Annotated in this window: 11 protein-coding genes; 4 read left to right on the top strand and 7 right to left on the bottom strand. The window is 60.7% G+C overall.

Annotated features, from left to right (window positions below; genetic code table 11):
• Positions 1-191 precede the first annotated feature (191 nt).
• Positions 192-1,355, top strand: a complete 1,164-nt coding sequence (gene ercA, locus AB4O36_RS12640; RefSeq protein ID WP_460141913.1) for an alcohol dehydrogenase-like regulatory protein ErcA — start codon at positions 192-194, stop codon at positions 1,353-1,355.
• On the top strand, positions 1,339-3,066 hold the full coding sequence (locus AB4O36_RS12635; RefSeq protein ID WP_460141912.1) for a hybrid sensor histidine kinase/response regulator: 1,728 nt from the start codon (positions 1,339-1,341) through the stop codon (positions 3,064-3,066). Before ercA ends, AB4O36_RS12635 begins: the two co-directional genes overlap by 17 nt.
• A gap of 361 nt (positions 3,067-3,427) precedes the next feature.
• Here AB4O36_RS12635 and AB4O36_RS12630 read toward each other — a convergent pair whose 3' ends face one another.
• From AB4O36_RS12630 to AB4O36_RS12600, 7 genes are all read right to left on the bottom strand, one after another.
• Positions 3,428-4,297 carry an aldose 1-epimerase gene (locus AB4O36_RS12630; RefSeq protein WP_460141911.1) on the bottom strand — a complete coding sequence of 290 codons (870 nt, stop codon included), beginning with the start codon at positions 4,295-4,297 and terminating at the stop codon, positions 3,428-3,430.
• Between the two features lie 67 nt (positions 4,298-4,364).
• Positions 4,365-5,645 carry a TRAP transporter large permease gene (locus tag AB4O36_RS12625; RefSeq protein WP_460125619.1) on the bottom strand — a complete coding sequence of 427 codons (1,281 nt, stop codon included), beginning with the start codon at positions 5,643-5,645 and terminating at the stop codon, positions 4,365-4,367.
• A complete protein-coding gene (locus AB4O36_RS12620) occupies positions 5,645-6,172 on the bottom strand; it encodes a TRAP transporter small permease (RefSeq protein WP_460125617.1) in 528 nt (175 codons plus the stop codon). Before AB4O36_RS12620 ends, AB4O36_RS12625 begins: the two co-directional genes overlap by 1 nt.
• 76 nt (positions 6,173-6,248) lie before the next feature.
• Entirely contained in the window at positions 6,249-7,220 is a 972-nt protein-coding gene (locus tag AB4O36_RS12615; RefSeq protein WP_460125615.1) for a TRAP transporter substrate-binding protein, read from the bottom strand.
• Between the two features lie 71 nt (positions 7,221-7,291).
• Complete coding sequence (locus AB4O36_RS12610; protein ID WP_460141910.1) at positions 7,292-8,179, bottom strand: SMP-30/gluconolactonase/LRE family protein; 888 nt, start codon at positions 8,177-8,179, stop codon at positions 7,292-7,294.
• Between the two features lie 45 nt (positions 8,180-8,224).
• Positions 8,225-9,043: an NAD-dependent epimerase/dehydratase family protein gene (locus AB4O36_RS12605; RefSeq protein WP_460125611.1), complete on the bottom strand. Its 819-nt coding sequence runs from the start codon at positions 9,041-9,043 to the stop codon at positions 8,225-8,227.
• A gap of 269 nt (positions 9,044-9,312) precedes the next feature.
• Entirely contained in the window at positions 9,313-10,614 is a 1,302-nt protein-coding gene (locus AB4O36_RS12600; protein WP_460141909.1) for an OprD family porin, read from the bottom strand.
• Between the two features lie 631 nt (positions 10,615-11,245).
• Here AB4O36_RS12600 and AB4O36_RS12595 point away from each other — a divergent pair.
• Together AB4O36_RS12595 and AB4O36_RS12590 are read left to right on the top strand one after the other, a co-directional pair.
• Positions 11,246-12,742: a helix-turn-helix transcriptional regulator gene (locus tag AB4O36_RS12595; RefSeq protein WP_460125607.1), complete on the top strand. Its 1,497-nt coding sequence runs from the start codon at positions 11,246-11,248 to the stop codon at positions 12,740-12,742.
• Between the two features lie 134 nt (positions 12,743-12,876).
• Positions 12,877-13,131 (top strand): DUF1652 domain-containing protein, encoded by a 255-nt coding sequence (locus AB4O36_RS12590; protein ID WP_460125605.1) that lies wholly within the window; start codon positions 12,877-12,879, stop codon positions 13,129-13,131.
• Positions 13,132-13,530 lie beyond the last annotated feature (399 nt).

Raw genomic sequence — 13,530 nt, 5'->3', positions numbered from 1 at the left:
GCCCAACACTGGCACTGCCCCTGTGGGAGCGGGCTTGCCCGCGATAGCGGTGTATCAGTCACACCATCAGTGCCTGACACACCCTCATCGCGGGCAAGCCCGCTCCCACAGGTCAATTGGTCTGATTGCATTCGCAGCAATATCGGTTAACGTGACCCTATCTTCCAAAACAATAAGAAACAGGCTTTCAAATGAGCCAGAGTCTCAGCCAGCTGCGTAAATTCGTTTCACCTGAAATCATCTTCGGTGCCGGGTGCCGGCACAATGTGGGCAACTACGCCAAGACCTTCGGCGCGCGCAAGGTGCTGGTCGTCAGCGACCCCGGGGTGATCGCCGCCGGGTGGGTGGCCGATGTCGAGGCCAGCCTGCAGGCGATCGGTATCGATTACTGCCTGTACACCGACGTGTCGCCCAACCCACGGGTCGAGGAAGTCATGCTCGGTGCCGAGATCTACCGGGAAAACCATTGCGATGTCATCGTCGCGGTCGGCGGCGGCAGCCCGATGGATTGTGGCAAGGGCATCGGCATCGTCGTCGCCCATGGTCGCAGCATTCTCGAATTCGAAGGCGTGGACACCATCCGCGTGCCCAGCCCGCCCTTGATCCTGATCCCGACCACGGCCGGCACGTCGGCGGACGTGTCGCAGTTCGTGATCATTTCCAACCAGCAGGAGCGCATGAAGTTCTCCATCGTCAGCAAGGCGGTGGTGCCGGACGTATCGTTGATCGACCCGGAAACCACGCTGAGCATGGACCCGTTCCTGTCCGCCTGCACCGGCATCGACGCGCTGGTGCATGCCATCGAGGCGTTTGTGTCCACCGGAAACGGGCCGTTGACCGATCCCCATGCCCTGGAGGCGATGCGCCTGATCAATGGCAACCTCGTGCAGATGATCGCCAACCCGACGGACATCGCCCTGCGCGAGAAGATCATGCTCGGCAGCATGCAGGCCGGCCTGGCATTCTCCAACGCGATTCTCGGCGCAGTGCACGCCATGTCCCACAGCCTGGGCGGCTTCCTCGACTTGCCCCACGGCCTGTGCAATGCCGTGTTGGTCGAGCACGTGGTGGCGTTCAACTACAGCTCGGCGCCGGAGCGTTTCAAGGTCATTGCCGAGACGTTTGGCATCGATTGTCGGGGCCTCAATCACCGGCAGATCTGCGGACGCCTGGTGGAACACCTGATTGCCCTCAAACATGCCATCGGCTTCCACGAAACCCTCGGCTTGCATGGCGTTCGCACGGCGGACATCCCCTTCCTGTCGCAACACGCCATGGACGACCCGTGCATCCTGACCAATCCGCGCGAGTCCAGCCAGCGTGATGTCGAGGTCGTCTATGGCGAAGCCCTCTGACGACCAGCAACGCGCACTTGCGGGGCTGCTTGGCCTGGGCAGCCACTCGGCGCGCAAAAGCCATTACCCGGAACTCGCCGCGCGCCTGGATGAACTGGAAGCCGAGCGCAACCGCTACAAATGGCTGTTCGAGAACGCCGTGCACGGGATTTTCCAGGCCAGCCTGGAGCAGGGCATGCGCGCCGCCAACCCGGCGATGGCGCGCATGCTCGGCTACCAGAACCCGCAGCAGGTGCTGTTTTCCCTGGCGGACCTGGCGAGCAACCTGTTTGTCGGCGGCGCGCAAGAGTTGGAAAACATCGGCGAAATCCTTCGTCACCAGGGCAGCCTGCACGGTTACGAAACCCAGTTGCGGCGTCAGGACGGCAGTCACCTCGATGTGTTGATGAACCTCTTGCTCAAGCCAGGCCAGGAAGGTCTGGTCGAAGGCTTCGTCGCCGACATCACCGAGCGCAAGCAGGCCCAGCAACGCCTCCAGCAACTCAACGACGAACTGGAGCAGCGAGTCACCGCGCGTACCGATGAACTGCTCGAGGCCAATCGCAACCTCCAACAGCAGATCACCCAGCGCAAGCAGATCGCCGAAGCGCTGCGCGATGCCCGCGACGCCGCCGAAGCGGCCAACCGCAGCAAGGACAAATACCTCGCCGCCGCCAGTCACGATCTGTTGCAACCGCTCAATGCCGCGCGTTTGCTGATTTCCACCTTGCGTGAACGAAAGCTGCCGGAGGTCGAGCAGGTGCTGGTCGAGCGCACTCACCAGGCCCTGGAGGGTGCGGAGGACCTGCTCACCGATTTGCTCGATATTTCCCGTCTCGATCAAGCGGCGGTGAAGCCGGACGTGGCGCTGTATCGCCTCGACGAATTGCTTGGGCCTCTGGTGTCGGAGTTTCAGTCGGTGGCGGCTGCCGCCGGGCTGAATCTGCGTGCACACATTGGCGACTACGCCATTCGCACTGACTTGCGCCTGGTGACGCGCATCCTGCGCAACTTCCTCAGCAACGCCTGCCGCTATACGGAACAGGGCAGCATCCTGCTCGGTGCACGCAAGCGCGGCGAACACTTGCGCCTGGAAGTCTGGGATACCGGGCGTGGTATCCCCGCGGATCGTCTCGATTCGATCTTCCTGGAGTTCAACCAACTGGATGTCGGTCGCGCCGCTGACCGAAAGGGCGTGGGCCTGGGGCTCGCGATCGTCGAGCGCATCGCCAAGATCCTCGACTATCGCATTCAGGTGCAGTCGCGGCCGGGGCGCGGCTCGATGTTCAGCATCGAGGTGCCGATTTCCCAGGAGGTGCCATTGCCCATCAGCCTTGCTGCGCCACAGGCGAGCACCGGCAATCCGCTGCCGGGACGTCGGCTACTGGTGCTGGACAACGAAGTGGCCATTTTGCAAAGCATGAGCGCATTGCTCGGCGAGTGGGGTTGCGAAGTGGTCACCGCCACCGACGAAGAGGCAGCGCTGGCGGCGCTGCAGGGCCGAGCGCCCGAAGTGATCCTGGCGGACTACCACCTCGATCATGGCGTGGTGGGCTGTGATGTGGTGCGCCATCTGCGCGAACATTTCCGTCGGGCGATCCCGGCGGTGATCATCACCGCCGATCGCACCGACCAATGCCGGCGTTCACTGCAAAAGCTCGAAGCGCCGTTGCTGAACAAACCGGTGAAGCCCGGCAAGTTGCGGGCGGTGTTGAGTCAGATGTTGGTCTAGTTGTGGGAGCCTTACCTGTAGGAGCGAGCTTGCTCGCGATGAGGGGTGTCAGTCACCGACGATGTGATTGATTGACCGCCATCGCGAGCAAGCTCGCTCCTACAGGTTTTGGGAACACCGTCAGCCCTTGTGAGAGCGGGCTTGCCCGCGATGGTCGTCAACGATGGCGCGGGGTGTCTGGATGCCAGCGGTGTCTGGTCCACCATCGCGAGCAAGCTCGCTCCTACAGGTTTTGGGAACACCGTCAGCCCTTGTGGGAGCGGGCTTGCCCGCGATGGTCGTTAACGATGACGCGGGGTGCCTGGATGCCAGCGGGGTCTAGTCCACCATCGCGAGCTTGCTCGCTCCTACAGGGGGTGGGTTAGAGGGGGGTGTATTGCAGGCTGAATGCCATTTCCACGCTTTGATCCTGCTCCAGCAACACCAACCCCGGACGCCCCGGCAAGTGGTGCGCGTTGACTGGGTGGCTGACCGGTTCGATGCAGAAAAATCCCAGGTCTACCGGGCAATACAGCAGGAAATAGTCGCTGCCCTGAGCCTGGCATTCCAGTTGGTAACCCAGGTCAGGTTGCTGGATCAGGCAGTAGCCATCCCAGCCGCAGAAGCCGTTGTCGACGAGGGTGTCGGGCAAGGCTCCCAGCGCCTGAAAATTCCACTCGGCCGGCAACGCCACCTGGCGGGTTGGCAACTTCGCGGCGTCGCTCAACCACACCTGATCCGCCCTGGCCTGCAGCCGCGTGGCTTGGGTACGTGGCAGGTACGGGTGCAAGCCCAGGCCATGCCACGCCGCCCGTTCGGCCAGGTGGGTGACGTGCAGTTCAATGGTCAGCTTGCCGCCACTCAACTGAAAACGCTGCCGGGCGCGGTAGGCGAAAGGCTTCACGCTGTCCAGTTGCAGGACCACTTCAGAGGAGGACTGCGAAACCACCTGCCACGGCTGTTGCCACGCCGTGCCATGGATCGGAAACGGGTCGGTCAGACTGTTCGGTTCCAACGCCAGCCAGCCATCCGGGCGGTCGAAACCACCGTCGGAAATACGGTTGGACCACGGCGCCAGAGGAAAGCAGCCGAGCTTGCCCGGCAGGCCGGTCTCGAGCGCGTGACTGTCGGCGTGACGCAACAGCGGCTGGCCGCTTTCGCGCACGCGCCAGTTGACGATGCTACCGCCAATTTCAGGGGCGAGGGTGAGGAGGGTGAATGGGTCTTCGAGTTCAAGCAGGGTTGGCGTCATGTTGACTCGCAATAGGATCGAGAACAAACAGCAGGAGCTTTAGGGGCTCCTGCTGGTCAGTGCGTGATTACAACACCAGGTGTGGCAGCCACAGCGACAGCGCAGGGATGTAGGTCACGGCCATCAGTACCAGGAACAGCACGGCGTAGAACGGCAGCAGCGCCTTCACGGTTTTCTCGATCGACACTTTGCCCACGGCCGAGCCGACGAATAACACCGCGCCCACGGGCGGTGTTATCAGGCCAATCCCCAGGTTCACCAGCATGATCATGCCGAACTGCACCGGGTCGACGCCAATGCCGAGAATCACCGGCATCAGGATCGGCGTCAGGATCAGGATCAGCGGCGCCATGTCCATCACCGTGCCGAGCAACAGCAGCATGACGTTGATGCACATCAGGATCACGTAGCGGTTGTCCGACAGGGTCAGGAACATCGTGGTGATCTTCGCCGGGATCTGCATCAGCGTCATGATGTAGCCGAAGCTCGCGGCGAAGCCGATCAGGATCATCACGATCGAAATCGTGCGCACGGTGCGGTGCATCAGTTTCGGCAACTCGCTCCACTTGTAGTCGCGGTAGATGAACATGGTCACGAAGAACGACCAAAGCACGGCGATCGCCGCCGATTCGGTGGCCGTAAAAATGCCCGACAGAATCCCGCCGAGGATGATGACCATCGCCATCAGGCCCCACAGCGCTTCGCCGCAGATCTTCAGCGCCTGGCGCATCGGGATGACTTCACCCTTGGGGTAGTCGCGCTTTTTCGCGAAGATCAGGCACAGCACCATCAGGCACGCGCTCATCAACAGGCCCGGGACAACGCCGGCCATGAACAGCGAGGCAATCGACACCGTGCCGCCCGCGGCCAGCGAGTAGAGCACCGAGTTGTGGCTGGGCGGGGTCAACAGCGCCTGTACCGAACCGCTGACGGTCACTGCCGTGGCAAATTCCCGTGGGTAGCCACGGCGTTCCATTTCCGGAATGAGCACCGAGCCCACCGACGCGGTGTCGGCCACCGACGAGCCGGAGATCGCGCCGAAGAAAGTCGAGGCCATGATGTTGACCAGTGACAGGCCGCCACGCACAAAACCTACCAGTACCCCGGCAAACGCCACCAGTCGGCGAGACATGCCGCCCTCGGCCATGATCGCGCCCGCCAGGACGAAAAACGGAATCGCCAGCAGGGAGAATTTGTTCACGCCACCGGCGACCTGAATCATCAGCGCCTGGAACGGAATATCGATCCACCACGCCCCGATCAGGGCGGAAAGACCCAGCGCATAGGCGACCGGCATGCCGATCAGGATCAATGCGATAAAACTGCCGATCAGAATCAGAGCGTCCATTAAGCGGCACCTTCGCTTTCTTCAACGAGGTCGAAACGCACGACCTTACGGTTGCTCTGGTCACCGAGCAGGAGTTTTTCCAGGACAAAAATCAGCGTCAGCACGCCGCCCACCGGAATCGGCATGTAGGTGATGCCTACGCGCAAGGTGGGCAGGGCGCTCATGAACTGATTCCAGGTGGACATGCACAGCTTGGTGCCCCAGATGGCCATGAACAGGCAGATGGTCGCCATCAGCAACTGGGAAACGATGCTCATGGTCCGGCGCAATGGCGGGGCCATGCGGTCGGTGAGCATGGCCACCGCCATGTGTGCGCCAGCGCGATAGCTGGCGGCGGCGCCGATGAAGGTGAACACCATCATCAGCAGGATGGCGGTGGGCTCGGGCCAGCTGGAGCCGGTGCCGAGGACGTAACGGGCGAACACGCCCCAGGGGATGATCAGGGAAATGGCCAGGACAGACAGGCCCGCGACCCAGATACAGGTCATGTACAGCCTGTCGTTGATACGCAGCAGTAGATTCTTCATCGGGTTCCACCGTAACCGGGCGCACACGCACGTTCACCAACGTACGCGGCGCCGGGCCTTTCATGAGTGCAGAGGGTTACTGGACGGCTTCGATGCGCTTGATCAGGTCGGCATAAGGCGCGCCGTACTTCTCACGGATCGAGGCGGTGGCCTCATAGAAGGGTTTTTTGTCGACGGTGATGAACTCGACGCCGGCTGCCTTGAGTTTTTCTTCACTGCTGGCGGACTTCGCGTCCCACAGGGCGCGTTCCTGGGCCTGCGCGGCCTTGGCGGTTTTTTTCACCAGGGCTTGCTGCTCGGGGGTGAGTTTTTCCCAGGTGATCTTCGACATCACGATGGGTTCAGGCAGGATCAGATGCCCGGTCAGGCTGTAGTACTTGGCGTTCTGGTAGTGGTTGTGTTCGAGCAGGGTCGGTGGGTTGTTCTCCGCACCGTCGATCACGCCGGTTTGCAGGGCACTGAAGATCTCGCCGGTGTCCATCGCGATGCCGTTACCGCCCATGGCATTGATGGTTTCGATGAACATCGGGTTGCCTTGCACGCGGATTTTCATGCCCTTGAGGTCTTCGATCTTGCGTACCGGCTTTTTCGTATAAAGGTTACGGGTGCCGCCGTCCATCCAGGCCAGGGCTACCAGGTTGAATTCGGAGTTGGTGATCTTGTCGAGGATCGCGTCGCCGACCTCACCGTCGATGACTTTGCGCATATGAGCCTGGTCGCGGAATACGAACGGCATGTTGAACACATTCACATCCGGCACCACCGGCCCGACGATGCCAAGGCTGACGCGAGCCATCTGGATCGCACCGACCTGAGCCTGCTCGATCACTTCCTTCTCGGAACCGAGTACGCCGCCGGCGAACATCTTGAAGGTCAGCTTGCCATCGCTCTCGGCGACCAGGGTTTTGCCCAGTTGCTCTTCCGCCACGACGGTCGGGTAGCCGGCAGGGTGGATGTCGGCGAATTTGATTTCCAGCGCATGGGCGGCGCTGCTGAGGGTGAAGGCCAGAGGGAGTGCAGCGGCGAGAAGAGTGCGTTTGAAGTCCATTGGGGGTGTCTCCAGTGTTGTTATTTTTTTTGTATTCAAGGCACAGCGGTGCAGCAGCGTTGCTGTTGTTGCTAGGGGGTGAACTGGGGTTCGGCCAGGCCCTTGACGCCGGGGTCGAGGGCGAACACGCCACCGGCCAGCGATTGCGGGTCCTGGTCATCGCCTGGGCGGATCGAGGTCACGAACAGCGTGTCCAGTCGACTGCCACCAAAGGCGCACATGCTGGGTTTCTTCACCGGCACGGTGAAGGAGCGGTCAAGGCGACCGTCCGGGGTAAATCGATGAATCAAGCCGGCATCGTTGGCACAGATCCAGTAGCAGCCCTCGGCATCGACGGCGGCGCCATCGGGGCGTCCCGGGAGCGGTTTCATGTCAACGAACAGCCTCCGATTGGACGGCGTGCCGCTGTCGGTGTCGTAGTCGAAAGCCCAGATCTGCTGGACCTGCGGATGGGAGTCGGACAGGTACATCGTCTTGCCATCCGGGCTGAAACCCAGCCCGTTTGGCACGATGAAACCATCCAGTTGCGCACCGAGTGGCCCACGTTGTCCGGCGCTGTAGCGATACAGTTTGCCCTCGACGGCATTGGCGCCCATGTCCAGTACCATGCTGCCGGCCCAGAAGCGCCCCTGGCGATCGCATCGACCGTCGTTGAGGCGCATGTCGGTGCGGGCATGATCGACGTGGGCCAGCAACTGGCTGTCGATCGTGCCGTCGGCGTGGGGGTGCAAGGCAAAAAATCCGCTTTCCATGCCGGCCACCCAATGGCCATCACGATGACGAGCGATGCAGGCGAGCATTTCCGGCGTGGTCCAGCTTTCGACCTGGCCACTGTCGGCGCTCCAGCGCTGTAGCGCGCCGACCGGGATATTCACCCAGTACAGCGCGTTTTCCTCGGGCACCCAGACGGGGCATTCACCCACGGCGTTGCGGGCATCGACAATCAGTTCGGCTTGCATGGCGCGTCATTCCCTTGGTTGTTGTTATGGGTGAAACGCAATGAATCAGTCGCCGAACGGGCCGGCCGCCACGAAGGCGCCACCCTGATAAACCATTGCTGGATCATCGGCGGCGGGCATGGGTTGCGCTTCGATCTTGTCGCGGAACACTTCGGACGTGTCCTTGGGCGCATAGCCCAGCGCGCTGGCGTAGCGGTTGTCCCACCAGACGTTCTTGTTGTCCGAGGCGCCATAGACCACGGTGTGGCCGACGTTTGGCGCGTACAGGGCGCGTTCGATCAGGTGGGTCAGGTCGCCGAAGCTCAGCCAGGTGCTCATCATTCGGCGGTTCTGTGGTTCCGGGAACGAAGAGCCGATACGGATGCTCACGGTCTCGATGCCGTAGCGGTCGAAATAAAACGTCGCCACGTCTTCGCCGTAGGACTTGGACAAGCCGTAGTAGCTGTCCGGGCGGCGCGGGGAGCGCGCGTCGATGACTTCGTCCTGCTTGTAGAAACCGATGACGTGGTTGGAACTGGCAAAAATGATGCGTTTCACGCCATGGCGTCGTGCTGCTTCGTAAATGTGGAAGACGCCACAAATGTTGGCGCCGAGGATGTCTTCGAACGAATGCTCGGTCGACACCCCACCGAGGTGCACGATTGCGTCCACGCCTTCGACCAGGTGATGGACGGCTTGCTTGTCTGCCAGGTCGCAGGTGACGACTTCTTCGCGCTCGTCGATGGCCGGCGCAATGTTGGCGATGTCCGACAGGCGAATGACTTTGGCGTAAGGCCGCAGGCTTTCGCGCAGCACTTTGCCCAGGCCACCGGCGGCACCGGTCAGCAGAAGACGATTGAAAGGGGCATTGGGCGTGGAGGTCATGGCAGTTCCTGTACGCAAAATCATTGTTGAATTTGTTGTAGGTTGTCGTACGACAAGGCGGAAGTATCGTAAGGGTTTTCAGCTCTTGTCAACGCGACTTTGGTCAAAATTGGACGAAGGGTTTCACCTGGGCCATGGGGGGCTGTAACTGTGGGAGCGGGCTTGCCCGCGATGGACGTCAACGATGACTCGGACATCCTGATGCCCTGCCATCGCGAGCAGGTTCGCTCCCACAATAAAACCATGTGATCAGGTCACGATCCGGGCGCTTACAACAACGAAATCGGATAGCTGATGAAAATCCGGTTCTCGTCGAACTCGTTGGTGCTGAAGCTCTTGCGAATGCTCGCGTTACGCCATTTGACGTTGAGATTCTTCAGCGGGCCGCTCTGCACGGTGTAGGCCAGCTCCGACTCGCGACCCCATTCCTTGCCGTCGGTAATCGTCCCGGTGTGCACGTTGTCGCCACTGATATAGCGGTTCATCAGGGTCAGGCCCGGCACGCCCAGCGCCACGAAGTTGTAGTCATGACGCAACTGCCAGGACTTCTCCTTGGCGTTGTCATAACTGGAGTTGTAGCTGTCGTTGGCCAGGGTGCCGCCACTGGTGCCGTTGACGCGCATCCACTGGTCATCGCCGCTGAGTTTTTGCAGGCCGACGTAGAAGGTGTTGCCGCCGTACTTGGCTGAGAGCAGGGCGAACGCGGTCTTGTTGTCCAGATCGCCCGCCAGTGCGCTGCCGTCTTCCTTGCCGATGAAATAGCCAAGGTTGGCGCCCAGGGTCCAGTCGCCCATGGGCTGGCTGTGGCTGAGGTTGAAATACTGCTGTTGGTAGATGTCTTTCAGCTCGGAGTACCAGACGCCGACCTGGGTGCGCTTGTCATTGAACGCATATTCGCCGCCGCCGAAGTTGAAGCGGTCAGAGTTGAACGACGCCGATTTGCCGTTCATGAACATGTCTTCCATGCTCGCATCGTTGCGCGGGCTGTTCTTCTGGAACTGGCCGCCGTACAGCGTCAGGCCGGCGATTTCGTTGGACGTGACCTGGCCGCCTTGAAAGGTCTGCGGCAGCGAACGACCGTCATCGGAGCGCAGGATCGGCAGCACCGGCATCCACTCGCCAACCTTCAGTTCGGTCTTCGAAATCTTGCCTTTGAGCGCCACGCCCAGCCGGCCGAAGTTGTCCGCCGGACGACCGTCGTCGTGGATCGGCAGCAACTGCGTACCACCGGTGCCCTTGCCACCGTCAAGCTTCTGCGAATACATGCCCAGGATGTCAACGCCAAAGCCGACAGTGCCCTGGGTGAAGCCCGACTTGGCATCGAGGATGAAGTTCTGCGTCCACTCCTCAGCCTTGCCTTGCGGGTAGGCCGGATTGACGTAGTTACGGTTGAAGTAGGCGTTACGCAGGTTCAGCGTAGCCTTGCCATCATCGACAAAACCTTCGGCGCTGGCAGTCAACGGCATGGCCAGCACGGCCAGGCTGCTGCAACCGATCAGGCTGAGGGTGTTGCGGCGGATGAAGGTAGGGCGAGGGGTGCAGATAGAGAAATTGCGGGCGAGTTGACTCACAGTGACGCTCCCTTGTTTTTTGTTGTTTTTATTTTTTGTTATACGTCGTCGTACAACATTGGGGCGAATATTTGCGAGGTTTTCGAGGCTTGTCAATCAAAAGTTATAGGATGACTTCGGGCGTATGGCACGCCCCTGTAGGAGCGGGCTTGCCCGCGAAGAGGCCGGCACATCCAACAACGATGGTGCCTGACACTGCGCTTTCGCGGGCAAGCCCGCTCCCACAGTGGATGTGTGTGCTCTGGATGATTTGTGCCTGGCAATACACCCCGTGTGGGAGCGGGCTTGCCCGCGAAGAGGCCGGCACATTCAACAACGATGGTGTCTGACCTTGCGCTTTCGCGGACAAGCCCGCTCCCACAGTGGATGTGTGTGCTCTGGATGATTTGTGCCTGGCAATACACCCCTTGTGGGAGCGGGCTTGCCCGCGAAGAGGCCGGCACATTCAACATCGATGTCGCCTGACACTGCGCTTTCGCGGGCAAGCCCGCTCCCACAGTGGATGTGTGCAGTCTGAATGATCTGTGTTCAGCGTGCGCAGGTCGCGTATCAAGAGGCGTTATCGTTTTGTTGCACTATCGACAGCCGCTGCGGTCGACATTTTCACCCAATGCCGCCCAGTGGAGAGCCAATGAGCCAGGACGTCCCAACCGCCGACACCAACCGCCGTCAATTGCAGCAAATCATCGCCGGCCTGTCCGATGGGGTGATTCTGCTGGAGCTCGATCAGACCATCCACTGGGCCAATCAGGCCGCGTTGGCCATGCATGGGGTCGGAGAGATCGGCGATCTGGGTGCTAATGCGCAGCAGTACGCCGAGCGCTTTACCCTGCGCTATCGCAACAATCACCGGGTTTCGTTCGAAAACTATCCGATCGCCCGAGTGGCGCGTGGCGAGCTGTTCGATGATGTATTGGTTGAAGTGACCAAGGCCGATGACGAGGAGCGCACCTGGGTGCACAAGGTACGCAGCATGGTCCTGACGGACAGTCGCGGCGAACCGGAGTCGCTGGCGCTGATCATGGGCGACGTGAGCGAGTGGGCCAGCGCCGAGCAGCGTTTTGAAAGAACGTTCAATGCCAACCCGGCCCCGGCGGTAATCTGCCGGCTCAGTGATTTGCGTTACATCAAGGTGAATGCCGGTTTTCTGGAAATGACGGGCTATGCCCGCGATCACGTGATCGGCTCGTCGGCTTATGAGCTGGACGTGCTTGAAGGGGCCGAAAACCGCGACCTTGCGATCCAGCGCCTGCGCGAACATGTCACCATTCCCCAGATGCAGGCCGATCTGAAATTGCCGGGCGGCGGCAGTAAACAGGTGATCGTCGCCGGGCAACCCCTGGAACTCAACGAGGAAGACTGCATGCTGTTTTCCTTCGTCGACATGGAGCCGCGCCGCAAGGCCGAGGTGGCTCTGCGCCAGAGTGAAGAGCGATTTGCGAAGGCCTATCGCATGACCCCGGTGCCGATCCTGGTGTGTGGCGCTGAAGACCAGGTGGTGCTGGATGTCAACGAAGCCTTTCTTGAAACCTTGGCTTATCCCAGTGAAGAGGTGCTGGGCAAGACCCTGGCCGAGATCGATTTCATCCAGGACAAAGGCGCACGCACGCGCATGTTTGCCGCCCTGGAAAAAGCCGGCAGCCTGGATCGAATCGACGCCAGCGTGCGCAAGAAGGACAAGGAACTGATTGATTGTGCGATTTCCGCCGACACCGTGAACATCCAGGACCGTCCCTGCTACCTACTGGTATTGATGGACATCACTGAGCGCAAACGCACCGAGCTTGAACTGGTGGCGGCGATTGAAGAGGTCATGAAAGACGCGTCGTGGTTCAGTCGCACATTGATCGAAAAACTCGCGAACGCCAAGAACGTCAACAAACCCAAGCTGCCCACGGCGTCCTTCACCGACCTGACGGCCCGGGAGCGCGACGTGTTGGGGCTGATCTGTGAAGGCCTCGCCGACAAGGAAATCGCCGCACGCCTGAAGCTGGCACCCAACACCGTGCGCAATCATGTGGCCACGGTGTATTTCAAACTGGACGTGCACAGCCGCAGCGAAGCAATTGTCTGGGCGCGTGAACGTGGGCTGTTTTCAGGGGAGTGGGGTGGCAAGGGGCAGCGCTAGGGTGCAAATGCACTAATACCCCTGGTGCAAATGGAGGTGTCTGGCTGGCGTCGGGATTCTTAGGCTTATGGCATGCGAAGGGTGTCTGCGGATGCCCCGACCGTACCCTACGAAACAGCCAAAGGACCCATTACATGATTTCACTGGCGCAACTGCGTATGTTGATAGAACGCAGTTTTTCGCCCCTGGCGTGCGAATGCGCGATCACGGGCGACCATTCGCTGACCGTCAAGCTCTATCACCCCGGTTCCGGCCAGGTCGACCTTGTTGTCAGCGGCTTGAGCATCGCCAAATTGCAGTCCGCCGAATCGGTGGCTGCATTGATCGAAGAATTGCGCTACGAACTGCAAAGCAATGCGCTGCACTCACCCCGTTCGCAGGTGCAATAGGGCTCTTCAGACGCTGGAACCTGGCGATAGGCGAAACATCGACCATATTTATGACGTAAGCACGGATTTAGCACGCCCGTTCTGTTGTCACAAACAGTGTGTCGATCACTTATCGCGGGTCAACCTATGAAAATTCCTGGGAAACGCGTTTTCACACCTCTCTCGCTGGCCTTTTGCGCGGCGATTCTCGCCGGTTGCGCCAGTCCGCCACCACCGCCGCCTCTTGCTCCGCCACCGCCTCCTCAAACCACTTGCCAGGCCATGGATAAAACCGATGTGCTCGGCGAACCTCGGGCAGAGAGCGGAGAGGTGACCCGAGTGACAACCACCACGCGCTGTGTGACTCAATAGCGATTTACAACGCGGCGCCTTGGTGTGCCATTTGCAGAGGCAGGTCCC

The sequence above is a fragment of the Pseudomonas sp. S2_E01 genome (assembly GCF_054668365.1).
Note: the sequence above shows the minus strand (reverse complement) of the source record. Positions and strands in the feature narration are given on the sequence as shown.